Origin of the sequence: Streptosporangium sp. NPDC001681 (genome assembly GCF_040298085.1) — a bacterium.
Lineage (GTDB): Bacteria > Actinomycetota > Actinomycetes > Streptosporangiales > Streptosporangiaceae > Streptosporangium.
The window spans coordinates 37399-57104 of sequence record NZ_JBEOZN010000025.1; the positions used below are offsets into that span (position 1 = coordinate 37399).

The window sequence follows — 19706 nt, forward strand, 5'->3', positions numbered from 1 at the left end:
GGCGGTGGCCCAACCTCCAGGCCGGAAATATCGGGTCTTCGGGGTGGACGTCACGGATCGATCGCGATCGATGGAGATGTGGGCTTTCCTGGCGGTCCCCGGGTGACATTGAGGAAGTGGAGGATTCCTCGGGACTGATGCGGGACGGGGTACGGGCCCGGATCGCCGCGCTGGCCCGGGCCGCGGGCGGCGGAGCCCACCGCTGGTCGTCGCCTGTCCTGCTGGGCGTGCTGGCGGCGGGTGCGTTCGGGCCGCTGATCACCGCGGGCATGGGTGGGGCGGCCCTGGTCAGCGCGGCGGTCGGCGCGGTGACGGCGGTCGGCGGGAACGTGCTGACCGACATCGTGAAGGCCGGAGTCCAACGGCTCGGTGACAGGCCCTCGCCGCAGGACCTCGCCACCGAACTGGAGCGGGGCGTCCAGCAGGTGCTGGAGGAGGGTGGCCACCGGGCGGAGACACTGCGCAGGGAGATCGCGGGCGTCCTTCGCGAGATCGACGCGGTCGGCGTCGCGGTCGAGGAGGCGGTGCGGTCGGGCGACCGCGACCTTCAGGCGGCCCTGGCGGCAGGCCTCGCCGCGCTCGGCACCGAGTTCGCCGAGTTCGGGTTCGTGCCGGCCGAACTGGACGAGCGGCTGCGGCTGATCCGCGAGTCGGTGGACCGGCAGAGCGCCGATCTCCAAATGGCGGTCGGTCTTCAGTACCGGCAGGCCACCGACACCCGCCTGCTGCTGGAACAGGTCTCCGTGATCGAGCGCCGGACCCGCTCGGACCGCGTGGACGGCTACCCGGTGCGCTGGACGCACGGCTCGCCCTACCGGGGGCTGCTGCCGTTCGGAGAGTCCGAATCGGAGGTGTTCCACGGCCGCGAGGAGATCACCGCCGAGCTGGTCAGCACCCTGTCGCAGCGGCTGACCGGCCCGGGGCTGGTCGTGGTGACCGGAGCCTCGGGTGCGGGCAAGTCGTCGCTGCTGCGCGCGGGCCTGGTCCCGGCGATCGGCCGTGGTGAGCTGTCCGAGGAGACGCGTGACTGGCCGCTGTACGTCATCGACCAGCCGACGCGATCCCCGCTCTCCCGGCTGGCCACGCTGCTGGCCGGACTGGCCGGGCTCGACGCCCCGTCGGTCCTGCGGAGCCTGACCGACGATCCGCGGCACGCCCACCTGCTGGTGCGGCAGGCGCTGGAGGTGAACGCCCGGCGCGAGGACCGGCCGGTCCCCGCCCGGCTGGTACTGATCATCGACCAGTTCGAGGAGATCTTCTCTCTCGGCGGTGACATCGCGGAGCGGTCGGCCTTCCTCACCGCGCTGGACGCGATCACCGAACCCGCCGCCGCCCTGGTGATCCTCGCGGTGCGCGGCGACTTCGTCGACCGTTGCGCGGCCCATCCGCTGCTGGCCGCCGCGCTCCGGCGCGGTCCGTTCATCGTGGGCCCGATGAGCGGCACCGAACTGCGGCGCGCCATCACCGGACCCGCGGACGCCGCCGGGCTCACCATCGAACCCGGCCTGGTCGACGTCATTCTCGCCGAGCTGGGCTCTCCCTCGGACGGGTACGACATCGGGGTCCTCCCGCTGCTCTCCCAGGCCATGCTGACGATCTGGGAGCACCGGGAGGGTGACCGGCTTACCAGCCGGGGCTACGCCAAGACCGGGGGAGTGCGCCGCGCGGTCGCCACCAGCGCCGAGGAAGCCTACGCCGGCCTCTCGCCCGCACAACGTGAGCTGGCCCGTGACCTGTTGCGGAGTCTCACCCTCGTCGGCCGTGACGGTGTGCTCGCCCGCCGCCCGATCCCGCGTACCGCATCGCAGGACGTCGCCGGTGTCCTGGAGGTCTTCTCCCGGCGCCGTCTGGTCGTCCTCGACGCCGACAGCGCGCAGCTCGCCCATGACGTGCTCCTGCACGCCTGGCCCCGGCTGCGTGACTGGCTGGAGGGCGACCTGTCGAGCTTCGCCCTCTACGGCAGGTTCACCGCCGACGCCGAGGAATGGGCGTCCAGCGACCGCGACCCGTCCTTCCTCTACCGGGGGACCCAGCTGGCCGCGGTCCACGCCGCCAGGCCGAGCTGGACGTCCGAGGCCCATGCGCTGGGCGAGGTCGCCACCGAGTTCCTCGCCGCCGCCGACGCCACCAGGCGCCGGACCGTGCTGGTACGCCGAGCCCTGGCGGTCACCGCCGCCGTGCTGGTGGCGGTGATCGCCCTGACCACCCTGGTCGCCGTCCGGGCTGCCGAGGTGGCCGAGCACGAGCAGACCCTCGCCACCGCCCGTCTGCTCGCCTCCCAGAGTGAGCTCCTCGGCGCCGCCGATCCCGCCCTCTCCGCCCGCCTCGCCGCGGCCGCCTACCGGACCGCCCCGATCCCGGAGACGGAACTCGGCCTTCTCAACGTCTACCGTCGCCCCTACCGGGGGAAGCTGCCCGAGCAGAAGGACAGGATCACCGCCTTCGCCTACGCTCCCGACGGGAAGGTCCTGGTCATCGCCGTCAACGACGGTACGGTCCGCTTCTGGGACACCGCGACCCGGCGTCCCTCGGGCACCGGACTGTCCGGACCGGTCGTCGATGAGCTGGCGATCAGCCCCGATGGCGGGACGCTCGCGCTGGCGATCGGGAACGGGATCTGGCTGTTCGACATGGCGACCCATGAATCGCTCGGGGATGTGGGAATCCCCATCGGTTCGGCCATTGATCTGGCCTTCAGCCGTGACGGCAGGACACTGGCGGTGGCGACACCCTCTCAGCTCGTGTTCTGGGATCTTGAGCGAAAGAGCATCGACACTCGTTTCGACGCCGTCGCCGGTGTCTTCGCCAAAGAGGTCATCTTCAGCGGGGACGGTGTCCACCTGGCCGTCGTGGGCGCTCCCTTGGGATCGGTCACCATCTGGAGGATGAAGGACCTGCGCAGGGTCGCGGTGATCGCCGGCAGCGAGGCCGCTTTCAGTCCCGACGGCGAACACCTGGCGGTGGGCAGGTTGGAGGGACCGGTCCGCGTTCATGAGGCGAGGACGGGCCGAGCGGTCGGCTCCGCGCTCAACGGATTCACCGGAAACCTCGAAGCGGTCAAGTTCAGTCCCGATGGCACCGCGCTTGTCACGACCAGCTGGGACGAGCCCAACGAACCGGACAAGGTCCAGCTCTGGGATGCGGCGAGCGGCAGGCGGAGGGGAAGCCTGCTCACCGCCCCGGCCGGAGACATCAAGTCCGTGACCTTCAGCCCCGATGGCGGCACCCTTGCGGGGGCGATGGGGGCCGACCTCCTGTTCTGGGACGCGCGGCACAGCCACACCGACATCATCGAGACCGGGGAGGAGACCAACAGCGCCGTCTTCAGCTCCGACGGAAGAACGCTGGCCACCGCCGGTGTCTCGGCAAGGCTCTGGGACGTCGCGAGCCGCAGGCCGCTCGGACCAGCTTTCCCGGGAAAGCTGGGCGCCGCACTGTCGAGCGTCGCCCTCAGCCCTGACGGAAGGACGCTGGCCGCCTCCGGGAGTGACGGCGCGGTGCTGCTGTGGAGCACGGCCGAGCACAGGCCGCTCGGTGCTCCGCTACGCGGGCACACCGGTGACGTCCGGGCGATCGCCTTCAGTCCCGACGGCCGGACCCTGGTCACCGGCGACGACACCAAAATCCTGCTCTGGGATATGGCGACCAGGACCTTGCGGGCCTCGCTGCCGACCCGGCAGAAGGACCTCGTCTTCGCCGCCGCCTTCAGTCCCGACGGCCGGATGCTGGCCACCGTGAACGCGACCGATGTCCAGTTCTGGGACGTCTCGACGCACCGGCTCCGGGCGACTCTCGTCTCCACCCATCTGAGCACGATCCGAGCGCTGGCCTTCAGCCCGGACGGGCGGCTGCTGGCCACGGCGAGCCATGACGGCACGGTGCGGCTGTGGGACGTGGCGACGCGGCGTCCGGCGGGCGGCGCCCTGGTCGGGCACAACGATGAGATCTTCGCGCTGGCCTTCAGCCCGGACGGCCGGACCCTCGCCAGCGGCGGTGGGGATCGCTCCGTCCTGCTCTGGGATGTGGCGACCCGCCGGGCCCAGGGCGTCCCGTTGACCGGGCACGGCGACTTCATCTTCTCGATCGCCTTCAGCCCGGACGGCAGGAGGCTGGTGACCGCCGGGCGTGAGGCGAGCGTACGGCTCTGGAACGTGGAAAGGCCGGCTGATCCGCTCGGGTTCGCGTGCTCGGTGGCGGGCGGGTCGCTGTCGGCGGAGGAGTGGGGTCTTTACGCGCCGGGCGAGAGCTACCGGCCCGCCTGTGGGTGACACGATGTGCCGGTGATCGCTGACGGCCGATGAGCGATTTCGATAGCCGGCCTGTGCGAGCCGGTCGTGGAGCCGTCCCCACGTGATGTCCGCGATACGCGGCAGGAATGAGGTCGGCGGCGCCGCCGGCCCCAGCGAGATCACCGGCAGAACGATCCTGCGCACCGGCCGGCGCTACCCCGGCAGCCTGCACCGGGCCGGGCTTCCTTGATCATTTCGGCCTCGGAAGACACTTGCTTGCTTGCGCAATCCGATTGTGTCGTACTCTGGCGTCATCACCGGATACCTGCGTGGAAAGGACGGGCCGATGGGATCACTCAGCCTGACACACTGGTTGGTCGTGGCAGCTGCCGCGGTCTTGTTGTTCGGCGCGAAGAAGCTGCCTGACACCGCGCGTTCGGTAGGTCGATCGCTGCGCATCTTCAAGGCCGAGGTCACGCAGGAAGGCCAGGACCAGGAACCGCCGGCCGCCGTGACCCAGGGGCAGTTGACGGTGGAGGAGCAGGCCAGGCGGCTTGAGGAGCAGGCCGCCCGGCTGCGGGCTCAGTCCGCCGCCGAGTCCAGGGACAAGCCCGTCACCTGACGGCGGTCCGGGTTCGTCATGCCTAGACTGGTCCCCCTGCGGGACCAGGTGGACGGGAGAGCGACAGTGGCGACCAGCGGTGGCGATATCGAGGACCCGTCCCCCGAGGTGCTGTCCGAGGCCGCCGCGGCATTCGGGCTGCTGGCCTCGTCCGCGCGGCTGCACATCGTCTGGGCGCTGGCGCAGAGCGAGAGCGATGTGAGTGGGCTCGCGGAACGGGTGGGAGGTGCGTTGCCCGCCGTCAGCCAGCACCTGGCGAAGCTGAAGCTGGCCGGGTTGGTGAAGTCGCGGCGCGAGGGGCGCCGAGTGGTGTACCTGATCGACGACGAGGACGTGGTGGCCACGGTCCAAGGGCTGGTGGGGCGGTTCGCCGAACGGGCGGGCCATCCGGGGTCATTGAGGCGTGTCCGTGGTCTGGGCGCCTGAGGCGCCGACAGCCGCGCCCCAAGATCTGCGGGACGACGGGCTCCCTCTCGCCGCTGTTGCCGAGCTCACCCGGCTGGAGGTGCTGCGGCGGCTGGAAAGCGGCCCCCGCGGGCTGGTGGAGGCCCATGCCGAGGCGCGTCTGCTACTGCGCGGTGAGAACACCCACCCACCCCGGCGCGTCACCTCCTGGTGGTGGCTGGCACGCAGCCTGCGCGATCCGTTCACGCTGGTGCTGCTCTGTCTCGGGCTGGTGTCCGCGGTCATCGCCTCGTGGGGCGCGGCCTGCGTCATCGTGATCCTCGTCGTTGTCAGCTGCGTGCTGCGGTCCAACGGCGAGTACCGGGCAGATCGTTCGACGGCGGCGCTGCGAAAGCTGGTGGCCACCACGGCGACTGTGCGGCGGCGACTCGACGAGCACACCACACCCGTGGACAGGGAAGTACCCGTCGACCAGTTGGTGCCGGGCGACGTGATCAAACTGGGCCCCGGGGATCTGGTTCCCGCCGATGTCCGGCTCCTGCGATCCAGCGGGCTGACGATCCACCAGGCGGCGCTGACCGGTGAGTCCGTCCCGGTGGCCAAGCAGGCCATCGACGTTCCCGGTGGGGGAGATCAGGAGCACCTTTGCTGGCACGGCAGCAGCGTGGCCACCGGCAGCGCCCTCGCACTGGTGGTGGCCACCGGAGCCGACACCAGGTTCGCCGGTGCGTACCAGGAGTCCGGGGTCAGGTTGTCGGCCTTCGACGGCTCGGTCAACGGGATCTCCTGGATTCTGGTCCGGCTCATGCTGCTCATCCCGCCCCTCGCCCTCGTGGCCAACGCCGTTCTCCGCGGCCGGGGGCTGGAGGCGCTGCCGTTCGCGGTCGCCGTGGCGGTCGGCTTGACGCCCGAGATGCTGCCCGTCATCGTCACGACCGCGCTGGCGAGAGGTTCGGCCGTCCTCGCACACGGCCAGGGCGTGATCGTCAAACGGCTCTCCGCCCTGCACGATGTGGGGGCGATCGATGTCCTGTGCACGGATAAGACGGGCACTCTCACGCAGGACCGGCCCGTGGTCGACTGCTCGGTGGATCCGGACGGCCGCTCCGATCCCGAGGTGCTGCGCTGGGCCGCTGTCAACAGCTTCTGGACGCTCCACCTGGCCGATCTCCCGACGCCGGATGCCCTGGATGAGGCGATCCTGGCGGCCGAGCAGGATCTCGGCGAGTACGAGGGGGTGGACGCGCTCCCCTTCGATCCTGTGCGCCGCGTCTCGACCGCGATCGTGCGTCACCCGTCGCGCCCGGCGACGAACCTCCTGGTGGTCAAGGGCGCCGTGGAGAACGTGCTGGAACGCTGCGCCCTTGATCCCGCCGCGAGGCAGCGCGCCCAGCTGACCGCCGAGCAACTGGCCGACAAGGGGTTGCGCGTGCTCGCCGTCGGACTCGCCTCGTACCACCCCGGCGAGGATCAGGGCCTTGCCCTGGTGGGCTTCGTCGGACTGCTCGACGAGCTCGCGCCGGAGGCGGCGGACGCGCTGGCCCATCTCGCCCGGCGCAACGTCACGATCAAGGTACTCACGGGTGACCATCCGGCTACCGCGGCTCGTGTCTGCCAGGAGCTGGGGCTGCCCTCCGACACGGTCGTCACCGCGAGCCAGCTCGACGGCCTCTCCGAGGCGGCCCTGGCCGAGGTCGCCCAGCGGGCGACCGTTTTCGCGCGCTGCACCCCCGAGCACAAGTCGCGCCTGGTACGGGCGTTGCGGAGCGCCGGGCACACGATCGGGTTCCTCGGTGACGGCGTCAACGACCTGCCCGCCATGCGCGCCGCCGACGTGGGCATCTGTCCGCGCGACGCGGTCGACGTGACCCGTGAGGCCGCCGACGTGGTGCTGGCCGCGAAGGACCTCACCGCCATCGACCACGCGATCGTCACCGGGCGGCGCAGCACCGGCAACATCGTCACCTATCTGCGGGTCGCCCTGTCCTCCAACGTCGGCAACGTCATCGCGATGCTCTGCGCCGGATTGCTGCTGCCCTTCCTGCCCATGCTTCCCGCGCAGGTCCTGGTGCAGAACCTGTGCTTCGATGCCGCCCAGCTGGCGTTCGCGTTCGACCGGGCCGATCCGGCCGCCCTGCGCCGCCCGTTCCGGTTGCGGCGACGCGACATTCTGCGTTTCATCGCCGTCTTCGGCGCGCTCAACGCCTTTGCCGACCTGGCCACGTTCGCCGTGCTGATGTGGGTCGTACCCGAGGCCGCCCAGGCCACCGGCCAGGCCGCCTTCCACACGGGGTGGTTCATCGAGAACCTGCTCACCCAGGCCCTGGTCATGCTGCTGCTCCGTCCCAGAAGGCGGGTCTCCCGCCCGCTGTGGGTGGCCACCGGCGCGCTGACCGCGGTGGCCTTGCTACTGCCGCTTTCGCCGCTTGCCCCCCTGCTCGGCATGACCGCGCTGCCGATCACCTACCACCTGCTGCTCGCGGTCGTGGTCATGCTGTACGGCGGGGCGTTGCTGGTGCTCAGCCGTAGGACAGATTGGAGCAGGGATCGTCGTCGGCCGAGCGAGCCTTGCCGTTGAGGGTCGAGGGCGGCACGGTCGGGCCGGCGGTGGCGGTGCTCGCATAGGTCGTGCCCAGGATGACCGTGATGCCGGCCGCGGTCACGGGCTGGAGTTTCGCGCCTCGAAACACCCGCGCGAGGGTCTGTGCCTGTTCCCGCGCGGCCGGGCCGTACTGGATCATGGTTGATGTGTAGTGCTGGGAAGCGGCGGTGCCAACGGCGGTGACGGTGAATCCGGAGGCCTTGAGTTCGGTGGCGGCGCGGGCGGCCAGGCCGGTGATGGTGGTTCCGTTGTAGAGGGCGAGGCTGATCCCGGTGCCGGAGACCGGAGGGGTCGGCTTCGAGGTCGGCTTGGCCTTGCCGCTGGCGTCGATGCCGTCGAGGGTGCGGTCCGCCTTGAGCGCCGCCCACAGCAGGTCGGCGTCGGGGTGCACGACGGCGACCCGGGCGCCCTGATATCGCCAGGGCAGCGTGATGAACTTGGTGTTGTGCAGGTCGATGTCCTTCATCGCCAGTGCGAAGGAGAGCAACTTGTCGGCCGAACCCAGCCCCGGATCGACCGTCAAGGAGGCGGCGGCCGCCTCCGCGAGCGGCAGCAGGGTGGCCGGATCGAGGCCCTGCGCCCGCACCTTCTTGATGAGGCCGGCGATGAAGGCCTGTTGCCGTTTGATCCGGCCGATGTCGGAGCCGTCGCCGATGCCGTGCCTGATACGGACATAGTCCAGGGCTTTCTGCCCGGACACCGTCTGCGGGCCCTTGGCGAACAGCAGCCGGCCACGCGCCCCGCGGTTGGGGTTGAGGTCGCCCTGATAGACGTTCTTGGGCAGACAGACCGGCACACCGCCGACGGCTTTGGTGATCTTCGAGAAGCCCTCGAAATCGACCACGATCGTGTGGTCGACCCGCAGGCCGGTCAGTTTCTCCACCGTGTTCTGGGTGCAGGCCGGGTTGCCCTTCGCGGTCGCACCCACTGCGAAGGCGGCGTTGAACATCACGTTGGTCTGCGGCACGGTCCAGGTGCCGTTGGGGAGCCGGCAGCGGGGGATGTCCACCAGCGTGTCACGCGGGATCGACACCGCCACCGCGTGCTTGCCATCGCGGTAGACGTGCACGAGCAGCGCGGTGTCCGAGCGCCCCACATCCCCGCGCCCGCCGCCGAGCCTGCTGTTGTCGCCCGAACGTGAATCCGAGCCCAGCACCAGGATGTTCCGGCCCGCGACGTTCGCCGCAGGCCGATCATCGTCGACGCCTTCCGCGTCGAACGTGTTGATGCTCGCGTTCAGCCGGAGATAGGTCCATCCGGCCACGGCCGCCAGGACGGCGATCAGTGACGCCACCACCAGCACGACGACCGGAACCGGGCTGCGCACACGCCGCCGACGCCGCCGGCGCCGAACGGTCCCGGGTGGCTGACGCCGCCGAACCGGTATGTGTGTGCTCATGCCTACTTCCGCGACCATTGATTATATAGTTGCGCAATATAGCAAGTATTTTGCGGTCGAGGAGCCGGGGGCTGAACATGCGGGCAGGAGCGCAGCAAAGGGCCGTCGCCCTCTTGTTGTGGGCGTTGGTGTGCTTACTCGATCTTTGCGAGTTCGCATGGACGGGCTGAGACGCCGCCCCGCCTGGTCGGGCGGCGTGCGGCCGGATGCCGCAGAGTCATGATCGCCCGCCCTCGGCATCGGCGTTGGAAGCCCGCAGGTGGGCGACCACCTGACTGATTACGGCCCCACCCCCGGCGTCACCACCACCAACACCGCCCCGCTGTCGATCGACAAGCCCGGAGGCGGTCGTGCCGATCGGCTTGATCGCCGTTGTGCACCTGCCCGAGGCGCGGGCGAAAAGGGTTGGCGGGCTCCGCGTCCCAACCGGCACCATGTGCGGATGCTGATCAGGGAAGCCACCGCTGAGGACTGGCCCGCCATCTGGCCGTTCTTTCATGAGATCGTCACCGCCGGTGAGACCTTCACCTACCCGACCGACCTCGGGCGGGACACCGGGCGCGACTGGTGGCTGTTGCCGCCGCCGAACCGTACGGTCGTCGCCGTCGACGACGCGGGGAAGGTCCTGGGCACGGCGAAGATGAACAACAACCAGTCGGGCAACGGCTCGCATGTCGCGAGCGCCAGCTACATGGTCGATCCAGCGTGTTCCGGGCAGGGCGTGGGCCGGGCGCTCTGCGCGTACACGCTGGAGTGGGCACGGGGGGCCGGCTTCCGCGCGATGCAGTTCAACGCGGTCGTGGAGACCAACGCGCACGCGGTGAAACTGTACGGATCGCTCGGCTTCGAGGTGCTGGGCACGGTGCCGGAGGGTTTTCTGCACCCGACGAAGGGCTATGTCGGGTTGCACGTCATGTATCGCGCTCTCTGAGGGGCAGCGAGGCAGGCAGTCCGAAGGGTACGAAGTGGTCGGGGCCGATGAACGAGGTGATCTCACAGATGCGGTCGCCGCGCAGGGTCAGCACGTTGAGCGCCCAGGCGAGGTACGCGCCGAGGTCGTCGTACCAGACGTAGGAGGCCACGGCGGGCTGGCCGTTCGCGCTGGTCGGGAGGTGCCGCCAGTCCGGGCAGGCGGTGATCGGGACCCGTACGGCGAAGTCGGTGACGGCTGCCAGGCCGTGGTACCAGTGCGCCAGCGGCGGCATCGACCAGGTGACGTCCTCGGTCAGCAGCGCGACCAGGGCGTCGGCGTCGCCGCTTTCCAACGCGGAGGAGTACCCGGCGACGATCTCTCGCAGGCGCGCGTCGCCGACCTTCCGCAGGGTCCGCTGCTGGCTGCGGGAGGGGACCTTCTCCGCGACGATCCGGCGGGCTCGCTGCAGGGCACTGTTCACCGACGCGACGCTGGTGTCCATCGTGGTGGCGATCTCGGCGGCGGAGAAGCCGAGGACCTCGAAGAGCAGCAGCGCCGCCCGCTGGTTGCCCGGCAGGTGCTGCAGGGCGGCGACGAAGGCCAGTTCGACGGCTTCGCGCTGCTCGTAGCGCGCGTCCGGGGTGGCCGGCCCCTCGGCGAGGCCCGCGTCGGGGTAGGGGCCCAGCCAGGCGACGTCGGCGAGCGGGGCCTCGCCGACCATGGCGTGGTCGCTGGACGGGCCGAGGTCGACGGGCATCGCCCGCCTGCCGCGGCGTTCGACGGTGTCCAGGCAGGTGTGGGTGGCCACGGTGTAGAGCCACGAGCGCAGCGAGCTACGTCCCTCGAAGCGCGCGAGCCCTCGCCACGCCCGCAGCAGGGCGTCCTGCAGGGCGTCGTCGGCGTCGTGGGTGGAGCCGAGCATGCGGTAACAGTGGGCGTGCAACTCCCGGCGGAGCGGCTCGACGAGGCGGGTGAAGGCGGCGTTGTCGCCGTCGCGTGCCCGTGCCAGGTCGGGGTCCTCGGTCCGTGCGGAAGAAACTTCGCTCACAGGCGATGATTCTGCCTCACGGTGGAGGTCTCCTCTTCGACGGCAGTACGGCCGCACCCACCAGGAGGATTCCCATGACCCACCATCCCGTGCCAGGCTGGTTCGACATCTCCACTCCCGACGCACCGCGAGCGCGACACTTCTACCAGGAGATGTTCGGCTGGCCGATGAACGTGCTGGACGAGACCTACTCGCTGGTGGGCGGGGAGGGCGGCCGACCGGCGGGCGGGATCGGCCAGGCCGGTCCGGACAGCCCCTACACCGGGATCGTCGTCTACTTCCCGGTCGACGACGTGGACACCGCCCTTGAGCGGGCGGAGAAGCTCGGTGGCAGCCGGAGGCTGGAGCCGCAGAGCGTGCCCGGGATGGGGCGGATAGCCGTGTTCATCGATCCCGACGGCAACCCCGTCGGCCTGCTGAGCCCCTGACATTCACCACCGACCAAGGAGGACAGGTCGACATGACCGAAACAGAACTGAAAGCCGATCTGCACCGGTACCTGCAGCAGGCCCGTGAGGCGCTGCTGTGGAAGCTCGACGGGCTCTCGGAGTACGACGTCCGCCGCCCGATGACGCCGACCGGCACCAACCTGCTGGGGCTGGTCAAACACCTGATCGGCGTCGAGTTGCTCTATCTGGGATACGTGTTCGGGCGGCACTTCGAGGAGAAGGTGCCCTGGTTCGGTCCCACCGGTCGCCTGGAGGACATGGACCCCGAGGCTGAGGAACCCAACGCGGACATGTGGGCCACCGCCGAGGAGTCCCGCGAGTATGTCGTCGGGCTGTACCGGCGGGCGTGGGAGCACGCGGACGCCACCATCGAGGCGCTGCGGCTGGACGAGACCGGCCACGTGCCGTGGTGGGCCGAGGGACAGAACAAGCCGACGCTGCACCGGGTCCTGGTCCACCTGACCGCCGAGATCCAGCGGCACGCCGGGCACGCCGACATCGTCCGGGAACTCATCGACGGGGCCGCCGGGGTGCGGGAGGGGAACGACAACCTGGCACCGGGCGACCGGTCGTGGTGGGAGGAGTACCGGAACCGGCTGGAGCGGGTGGCGCGGGAGGCCGGCCAGGGCTGAGTCCGCCGTACCCTCGGGCCCCGTCGCGCAACCTGTGATCGTCGCTGTCGGGATCGGCTCGCCGTGCCGCCGGTCCCGTCGCGCGACTTGTGATCGTTGCCGTCGGTGGCCCCGGGGCATCACCCGGTGGGCGGATCCAGGTCGCGTGCCTCGTGGAGCCAGGTGGTGAACAGGTCGGGGTCGATGTCGGCCGGGGCGCGGAGTTTCACCGCGTACGTTGCTGCCCGGGGAATCTAGAGAACTAGACAGTATGGTACTGCCTGTAACTAGACTGAACAGTACCCATAAAGGAACTGGACTGTCCAGTACTCTAGAGAGAAGGGAGGGCGGCATGGAACCGAACGAGCAGGGCCGGTCGGCACGCAAGCATCAGGCCATCCTGGAGGCGGCCACCGAGGCATTCCTGAGCAAGGGGTACCCGGGCACCAGCATGGACGACATCGCGAAACTGGCCGCGGTGTCCAAGCAGACCGTTTACAAGCATTTCACCGACAAGGAACAGCTGTTCGCCGAGATCATTCTGGCGACCACCGGTCGGATCGACGGCATCGTTCACCTGGTGACGGACGTTCCCGTCGACGGCGCGGCCCTGGAGGAGAGCCTGGGCAGGCTCGCCCGCGGGCTTCTCACCGCCCTCATGCGGCCGCAGGTGCTCCAGCTGCGGCGCCTGATCATCGCCAATGCCGACCGTTTTCCGGAACTGGGTGCCGCCTGGTACGAGCAGGGCTTCGAGCGCGTCCTGGCCACCCTGGCCACCACGTTCCAGCGGCTCGCGGACCAGGGGCTGCTCCGGATCGACGATCCGCTGCTGGCCGCCGACCACTTCGTCGGCCTGCTGCTGTGGATACCGGTGAACAAGGCCATGTTCCACGGCGCTCCCCAGCACACCCAGGCCGAACTCGACCACTACGCCGACGCCGGGGTCCGCACCTTCCTCGCCGCCCACCGCCCGTCCGTCCAGGAGGCCCGGCACTGAGAGCGGGACCGGTGCCGCGCACCGCCACGGCGTCCGGGCGCCGGCCGGTCAGCGGCGCTGGTCGCCGCTGCGGCCGCGGCCCCGGTCGCTGGTCAGGGTCGCCAGCAGTGGGCCGAGGCGGTACTCCACCGGGGTCGTCAGGGCGATCTCGGTGGTGGACCGGACGACGCCGCGGAGTGCCAGGACCTCCTGGATCAGCGACTGCAGCTCGGCGTGGCTGCGGGAGGCCACCCGGACCATGAGGTCGCTGGTGCCGGTGGTGATGCAGACCTCAAGGACCTGGCTCAGCCGCCCGAGCGTGTCGGTGACCTCGCCCAGAGTGCCCTGGGCGAGCTGCAGGTGCAGGAACGCGGTCACCGGCAGGCCGAGGCGCTCCAGGTCGACGCGGGCGCTGAAGCCCGTCAGCACCCCCGACTCGACGAGCCGCTGGTAGCGCGCCTGGACCGTGTTCCGCGCGACCCCCAGCCGGGCCGCGAGTTCGCTGGTCCCGGCCCGGGGATCTTCGGACAGGGCGGTCAGCAGCTCCGCGTCGAGCCGGTCAATGCTGGTCACAGTGCTCACCTGTCGTCGTTTGTGGTGGGTGTTAACTGAGCAGGACGCTCAATATTTCTGCAGAACCTTGACGTGGCAGCCACTCTAACCTCAAATTTACCGACATATGCGTCAGCTCTGGTGAAGGAGGCACACATGACCCAGACCGCCGATCCTGTGGTCGGGGCGGGTGCCCGCATCGACCTCGCCGATCGCTACCGGCCGGGTTCCGGCCCGGTGCTGCTGACGGGAGTCCAGGCCGTCGGCCGGTTGGTCGCCGAGCAGCGTGCGCGCGACGAGCGGGCCGGTCTGCGCACCGCCACGTTCGTGTCGGGATACCAGGGGAGCCCGCTGGCCGGTCTCGACAAGACGCTCGCCGGTCTGCGGTCCGATGACCTGCGCCTGCTGCCCGGTCTCAACGAGGAGCTCGGCGCCACCGCCGTCTGGGGCAGCCAGAGCACCCTGCCCAGCGGGCGGCGTACCCACGACGGCGTGGTGGGTCTCTGGTACGGCAAGGGACCCGGCGTCGACAGGTCGGGCGACGCGATCCGGCACGCGTCCACGTACGGTGTCGACCCGCGCGGCGGAGTGCTGGCCCTCGCCGGTGACGACCCCGGCGCGTCGTCGTCCACGCTGCCGTGCGTCAGCGAGCGCACGCTGGCCGCGATGGGGCTGCCCGTGCTGTACCCGCGCGACGCCGAGGAGATGGTCGCCCTCGGGCTGTACGGCATCGCCCTGTCCCGGGCGTCCGGCTGCTGGGTCGGCGTCAAGGTGGTCACCGCGGTGGCCGACGGGCTTTTCACGGTCGACCGCGACTTCGCCGACATGCACATAGCGGTTCCCGGGATCGAGTGGGAGGGGCGGCCGTGGACCTACCGGCAGCGCACCATGGCCTCCCCGACCGACAGCCTGCTCGCCGAGGCCGACCTGTTCGGCCCCCGGTGGGCGATGGTCGAGGCGTTCGGAGCCGCCAACCCGCTGGACGTCGTCGAGGTCGACCCCGCCGACGCCTGGCTCGGGATCGCGGCGCCCGGCGTGACGTACGACGCGGTGCGCCAGGCCCTGCTCGACCTGGGCCTTGACCAGTGGGATCTGGAGCGGGCCGGGATCCGGCTGATGCGGATCGGGATGCCCTACCCGCTCGGGGCCGGCACCCTGCGGCGGTTCGCGCGCGGGCTCCGCCAGATCCTGGTCGTGGAGGAGAAGACCTCCTTCGTCGAGAGCCAGGTGCGCGACCTGCTGTACGGCTCGGCCGACGCTCCGGCGGTGCTGGGAAAGCGGGACGCGGACGGCCGGCCGCTGGTGCCCGCCGGGGGACTGCTGAACGCCGACCGGCTGACCGGGCCGCTGCGCAGGCTGCTCGCCGACCGGGTCGAGCTCGCCCCGCCGCCACGGGCACCCCGGATGGCGCTCACCCTGACACCGGTGGCGAGCCGCACCCCGTACTTCTGCAGCGGCTGCCCGCACAACAGGTCGACCGTGCTTCCCGAAGGGTCGCTGGGAGCCGGCGGCATCGGGTGCCACACCATGGTGACGATCGCCGACCGGGAGAGCGCGCGGGTCACGTCGCTGACCCAGATGGGCGGCGAGGGGACACAGTGGCTGGGACAGGCGCAGTTCACCGACGTGCCGCACATCTTCCAGAACGTCGGCGACGGTACGTTCTTCCACTCCGGTCAGCTGGCGCTGCAGGCGTGCGTGGCGGCCGGGGTGAACATCACCTACAAGATCCTCTACAACCAGGTCGTCGCGATGACCGGTGCGCAGGACCCTCAGGGCGCCCTGAGCGTTCCGGCGCTGACGCGCAAGCTGCACGCCGAGGGCGTGGCCAGGATCATCGTCTGCTCCGAGACGCCCCGCGGCTACGGCAGGCGGGCCCGGTTCGCGCCGGGGACGCTCGTCTGGCACCGTGACCGGCTCGACGAGGCGCAGCGACTTCTTCGCGACGTGCCGGGCGTCACCGTGCTCATCTACGACCAGCAGTGCGCGGCCGAGGCCAGGCGGCTCCGCAAGCGCGGCAGGCTCGCCGAGCGGACCGAACGGGTCGTCATCAACGAGAGCGTCTGCGAGGGGTGCGGCGACTGCGGGGTGAAGAGCAACTGCCTGTCGGTGCAGCCCGTGGAGACCGAGCTCGGCCGCAAGACCAGGATCGACCAGACCTCCTGCAACACCGACTACACCTGCCTGCAGGGCGACTGCCCGTCCTTCGTCACCGTACGGGTCGACCCCTCTGGCAAATCCGCGCCCGGTGGGTCGCGACCCGAGCCGCCCGAGGTGGCGGATCCGGCCATTCCGGTGGCGAGCCCGACGTACGACGTGTTCCTGGCCGGGATCGGCGGCACGGGCATCGTGACGGTCAACGCGGTCCTGGCCACCGCCGCCCTGCACGACGGCCTGCGCAGTGCCGGCCTCGACCAGACCGGCCTGTCGCAGAAGGCGGGCCCGGTGACGTCGCACCTGCGGATCTCGGTGGACGGCGGTGAGCCGGCCAACCGGGTCAGTACCGCCGGTGCCGACACCGTGCTGGCGTTCGACCTGCTGGTGGGCGCCGACGCCAAGCACCTGGCCCTGGCGAACCCCGACCGCACCGTCGCGATCGCCTCGACGAGCCGGACACCGACCGGGGAGATGGTCTACGACGCCGGGCTCGGCTACCCGGACGCCGAGCCGATGCTCGCACGCCTGCGGAACTCGACGTCCAGGCTGCACGAGCTGGACGCGCTCGGCGCCGCCGAGGCGCTGTTCGGCTCCACGGACGTGGCGAATCTGCTGGTCGTGGGGGCCGCGTTCCAGGCCGGTGCGCTGCCGCTGACCGCGCGGGCCATCGAGCGGGCGATAGCGCTCAACGGGGTGAAGGTCGACCTCAACACCGCCGCCTTCCGCTGGGGCCGGGTCAGCGTCGCCGACCCGGCCGCGTTCGCCCGGGCCGTCTCGGGTGACGGGGTGCGGCCGGCCGCCGCCGATGGTGGCCCGGACGGCTCCGAGTTCCTGGCCGGCCGGTCGCTGGAGGGCGAGACCGCCCGGCTGGCGGGCCTGCGGGCCGTGGAACTGCGGGCGCACTCCGGCGCGGACCTGGCCCGGCGCTATGTCGACCTGGTCGAGACCGCGTGGACCGCTGAGCGGGCCGTGGGTGAGGCGACGGCCTTCAGCGAGGCGGTGGCCCGTGGCGCGCACCGGCTCTGGGCCTACAAGGACGAGTACGAGGTGGCCCGCCTGCTCACCGACCCCGCCACCGACCCGGTCGCCGGGCAGGTCCCCGGGGCCACGAAGGTCACCTACAACCTGCACCCGCCGATGCTGCGGTCGATGGGAATGAGCAGGAAGCTCAAGCTCGGTCCCTGGTTCCGGCCGGTGCTGCGCGGGCTCGCCAAGGGGCGGGTGCTGAGAGGTACGCCGCTGGACCCGTTCGGGTTCGCGCACGTCCGCCGGCTTGAGCGCGCGCTGGCGGCCGACTACCGGGGCATGGTCGTCGAGCTGGCCCGGACCCTCGACGCGGGCGGCTACGACCGCGCGGTGCAGGCCGCCGAGGCCGCGGAGCTGGTACGCGGCTACGAGGAGGTCAAGCTGGCAGGCATCGAGCGCTACCGTGAGCGGCGCGGCGAGCTCGGTGTCCCGCTCGACGACCAGGTGCTGCGGCTCCTGCGCTGACCACGACGTCGCGGAGGAGCCGGCGGCAGCGCCCGCGCGTGACGTCGACTGAGGTGTGGTCGACGTTCCCGGCCGATCCGCGGACGTCTCAGGCGTTGCTCGGTTCCCGGCGCGAACGGCGTTTCCGCCGGATCAGCAGGAACGTGATCGCCGCGAGTGCGGCGAGGACGACGCCGACCAGCGCCACCGTGGGGTAATGGATCATGTCCATTTCCGCCTTGACCGCTTGTGCTGTCCCGGTGGCGGGGAACTGGATGGTCGCCTCGGCGGTACGTTTCGTCAGCCCGCTTTCCAGTCGGATACGGGCACGCCACGGCCCGTCGGGCACCTGCTCGCTGAGGGCGGCGGTGACGGATCCGGTGTCGCCGGGAGCGAGCGTCGTGCCCGTTCGGACCTTGAACGGGCCGGCGCTCAGGCTTCCGGAGTCGTTGGTCAGTTTCAGGTCGCCGCTCAGGTCGAGTGCGCGGCCTCCGGTGTTGTGCACCTGCGCCAGGACGATCTGCTGACCGGCGGGTGACCGTTGGGCCGTCAGCGAGTCGATGGTGAAGTCCGATGCGGGTGGGTTGCCACGACCGACGGACAGGTAGATCCGGATACCGACGCGGTTGACCTCGGTGACGCCTCCACCGGGCGGCGCGGCCTTGGCCGCCTGGGCCCAGATCACGGCGTAGCGCTCTCCGGGGGCGGCCTTGTCCGGCACGGTGATGGTCGCGGTGACCGCCGAGCGGGCGTGCGGGGCCAGGGTCACCTCATTCCGATCCGTGCTGGTCCAGGAGGACAGCTCATTGGCAGTGCGATCGGCGGTGAACTGGAATTTCCGGTCGCGTACCTGTGCCGCGGCCGTGTAAAGCGAAAGCCGCTTGGGCGAGTCGGTCGTGTTGAACACCTCGACCCGCCGGTGAATGACGGACCCCGGGGCGAGGTGATCGATGATGTAGGTCCAGGCCCGCGCGTCGGCCCGCGCGGCGACCGGTGCTTCGAGCAGGCGGATCCCGATGCCGCCCGCGGGTGAGGAGGCCGCCGCCGACGCGGACCTGTCGAGCGTGCCGGCGGCCGGGGCGAGAGCCCCGGCCACCAGCAGCCCCGCAACGACGGTACGAAGACGCACGATTGTCGCCGGCTGTGGTCAGGCGACCGAATGGGTGACGGTGCCGGTGTATGTTCCCGCGACGGTCGCGGCCGGAATCGTCACGGTGAGCGTCGGATTCCAGGTGGCGGTGTTGTTACCGACGAGCTCGGTACCGGTGAACGCGGTGCGCGGCACGTTGATGATGCCGCCGGGGCCGGGGGTGAAGGTCCCCTCGCCCGTCGTGGCGGTGGCCGATCCGGGGGAATAGGTGAGGTTGATGTCCGGGATGGTCTCGGGCCCCGTGGCCGCGCCGGTGGTGAAGTCGGTGCCGGTGACGGTCGCGGTCCAGGACCCGTTCAGGGTGGCGCGCTCGTCGGTGACCGTGACGGGACCGAGCTGCCCCGAGATGTTGGCGGCGCCGGATGCCACCGAGCCGAGGCTCGCCGATCCCGGCGCGTTGACCGTGAGACCGGCGGACGTGATCGAGAACGTGACGGTGGTGTCCACGGCCAGGGCGGGCAGAGCGGTCGCTGCGACAAGGCTGAGACCGACGGCTGCGGCGATCGCCAAAAGCGGTTTACGCATCTTCTGATCCAATGTTCAAGCGGATGTGAGAGGCGATGCGCAGCTCGGACGCTCAACCCAAGGAATCAAGCCCGCAGGCATACCGGCACGCCTCGTAGCGGACGATAACTCTTCGCGGTTTCCGCAAGATCAAAGGCGCGACGCGTGCAATCGCTGCAATACCGTTCCATGGCAATGAAATGCCGAAAGGCGCGGACTTCGGCAATGGGTCCACGATCGCGCACCCTTACCTGTAGGTGACTTCCTGTGGCGAACAGTTGCTCACGGTTGCCCTGGGGGTGATGGCGTGGGTCCGCGTGGCGGGCATCGAGGTCGGCCCGGTGCGCCCGACAGTGGCCGTGCCCGAGGATCAGCCGGGGGTGAGTGCCGCACTGATCGGCCTTGACCGGCCCGCACCGCCTCCCGCGTGCGACTGGCCGTCGGCCCGGACAGGGGTGCCCCGGTCGGCTTTCCCGGGTGCGACCGGGGCGCCCTCGGGCGGAGACCTTGCCCATCCCCCCGAGGGCGGCCCCTCCTGACAGGGGGAAGCATATAGTGACCGTGCGGATACCTATGGTTGTTGCCCGTTTTGTTTACGCCCGCGCCGCGCTCGCAGCCG

Annotated in this window: 16 protein-coding genes; 11 read left to right on the forward strand and 5 right to left on the reverse strand. The window is 70.5% G+C overall.

All coding sequences use genetic code 11. From position 1 onward, the window contains the following. The first annotated feature begins 116 nt into the window (after window positions 1-116). The 5 genes from ABT130_RS14435 to mgtA all read left to right on the forward strand — a co-directional run bounded on the left by ABT130_RS14435 (window position 117) and on the right by mgtA (window position 7834). Window positions 117-4268 carry an nSTAND1 domain-containing NTPase gene (locus ABT130_RS14435; RefSeq protein ID WP_350955745.1) on the forward strand — a complete coding sequence of 1384 codons (4152 nt, stop codon included), beginning with the start codon at window positions 117-119 and terminating at the stop codon, window positions 4266-4268. A gap of 85 nt (window positions 4269-4353) precedes the next feature. Further along, a complete protein-coding gene (locus ABT130_RS14440) occupies window positions 4354-4479 on the forward strand; it encodes a hypothetical protein (RefSeq protein WP_350955747.1) in 126 nt (41 codons plus the stop codon). Window positions 4480-4608: 129 nt separating this feature from the next. After that, a complete protein-coding gene (locus tag ABT130_RS14445) occupies window positions 4609-4851 on the forward strand; it encodes a twin-arginine translocase TatA/TatE family subunit (RefSeq protein WP_451935072.1) in 243 nt (80 codons plus the stop codon). An 18-nt stretch (window positions 4852-4869) separates the two neighbouring features. Continuing rightward, the gene (locus ABT130_RS14450) at window positions 4870-5277 is read left to right on the forward strand and encodes an ArsR/SmtB family transcription factor (RefSeq protein ID WP_350916028.1); all 408 of its coding nucleotides are present in this window, start codon (window positions 4870-4872) and stop codon (window positions 5275-5277) included. Next, window positions 5261-7834 (forward strand): magnesium-translocating P-type ATPase, encoded by a 2574-nt coding sequence (gene mgtA, locus ABT130_RS14455; RefSeq protein ID WP_350955751.1) that lies wholly within the window; start codon window positions 5261-5263, stop codon window positions 7832-7834. Before ABT130_RS14450 ends, mgtA begins: the two co-directional genes overlap by 17 nt. On the opposite strand, the gene ABT130_RS14460 is transcribed toward mgtA, so the two are convergent. Continuing rightward, window positions 7776-9185: an LCP family protein gene (locus ABT130_RS14460; RefSeq protein WP_350955752.1), complete on the reverse strand. Its 1410-nt coding sequence runs from the start codon at window positions 9183-9185 to the stop codon at window positions 7776-7778. The two genes, mgtA and ABT130_RS14460, sit on opposite strands and share 59 nt — an antisense overlap. Before the next feature lie 514 nt (window positions 9186-9699). Here ABT130_RS14460 and ABT130_RS14465 point away from each other — a divergent pair. Continuing rightward, complete coding sequence (locus tag ABT130_RS14465) at window positions 9700-10188, forward strand: GNAT family N-acetyltransferase (protein WP_350955754.1); 489 nt, start codon at window positions 9700-9702, stop codon at window positions 10186-10188. Here ABT130_RS14465 and ABT130_RS14470 read toward each other — a convergent pair. After that, window positions 10169-11218 carry a sigma-70 family RNA polymerase sigma factor gene (locus tag ABT130_RS14470; RefSeq protein WP_350955756.1) on the reverse strand — a complete coding sequence of 350 codons (1050 nt, stop codon included), beginning with the start codon at window positions 11216-11218 and terminating at the stop codon, window positions 10169-10171. The genes ABT130_RS14465 and ABT130_RS14470 overlap by 20 nt on opposite strands. Before the next feature lie 74 nt (window positions 11219-11292). Here ABT130_RS14470 and ABT130_RS14475 point away from each other — a divergent pair, with 74 nt between their 5' ends. The 3 genes from ABT130_RS14475 (at window position 11293) to ABT130_RS14485 (ending at window position 13275) form a co-directional block, all read left to right on the forward strand. Further along, window positions 11293-11646, forward strand: coding sequence for a VOC family protein (locus ABT130_RS14475; protein WP_350916038.1), 354 nt, complete (start codon window positions 11293-11295; stop codon window positions 11644-11646). A gap of 32 nt (window positions 11647-11678) precedes the next feature. After that, window positions 11679-12299 (forward strand): DinB family protein, encoded by a 621-nt coding sequence (locus ABT130_RS14480; RefSeq protein WP_350916040.1) that lies wholly within the window; start codon window positions 11679-11681, stop codon window positions 12297-12299. Between the two features lie 331 nt (window positions 12300-12630). Beyond that, window positions 12631-13275 carry a TetR/AcrR family transcriptional regulator gene (locus ABT130_RS14485; protein ID WP_350955758.1) on the forward strand — a complete coding sequence of 215 codons (645 nt, stop codon included), beginning with the start codon at window positions 12631-12633 and terminating at the stop codon, window positions 13273-13275. A gap of 48 nt (window positions 13276-13323) precedes the next feature. Here ABT130_RS14485 and ABT130_RS14490 read toward each other — a convergent pair whose 3' ends face one another. Beyond that, window positions 13324-13827 (reverse strand): Lrp/AsnC family transcriptional regulator, encoded by a 504-nt coding sequence (locus tag ABT130_RS14490; RefSeq protein ID WP_350916044.1) that lies wholly within the window; start codon window positions 13825-13827, stop codon window positions 13324-13326. Between the two features lie 135 nt (window positions 13828-13962). Here ABT130_RS14490 and ABT130_RS14495 point away from each other — a divergent pair, with 135 nt between their 5' ends. After that, window positions 13963-17454: an indolepyruvate ferredoxin oxidoreductase family protein gene (locus tag ABT130_RS14495; RefSeq protein ID WP_350955760.1), complete on the forward strand. Its 3492-nt coding sequence runs from the start codon at window positions 13963-13965 to the stop codon at window positions 17452-17454. 88 nt (window positions 17455-17542) lie between these two features. Here the strand turns inward: ABT130_RS14495 and ABT130_RS14500 are convergent, their stop codons facing one another. Further along, a complete protein-coding gene (locus ABT130_RS14500; protein WP_350955762.1) occupies window positions 17543-18562 on the reverse strand; it encodes a peptidase in 1020 nt (339 codons plus the stop codon). Between the two features lie 18 nt (window positions 18563-18580). Then, window positions 18581-19108: a hypothetical protein gene (locus tag ABT130_RS14505; RefSeq protein WP_350955764.1), complete on the reverse strand. Its 528-nt coding sequence runs from the start codon at window positions 19106-19108 to the stop codon at window positions 18581-18583. A gap of 281 nt (window positions 19109-19389) precedes the next feature. Between ABT130_RS14505 and ABT130_RS14510 the strand changes: the two genes are divergently transcribed. Next, complete coding sequence (locus ABT130_RS14510; protein ID WP_350955766.1) at window positions 19390-19626, forward strand: hypothetical protein; 237 nt, start codon at window positions 19390-19392, stop codon at window positions 19624-19626. Window positions 19627-19706: the final 80 nt, after the last annotated feature.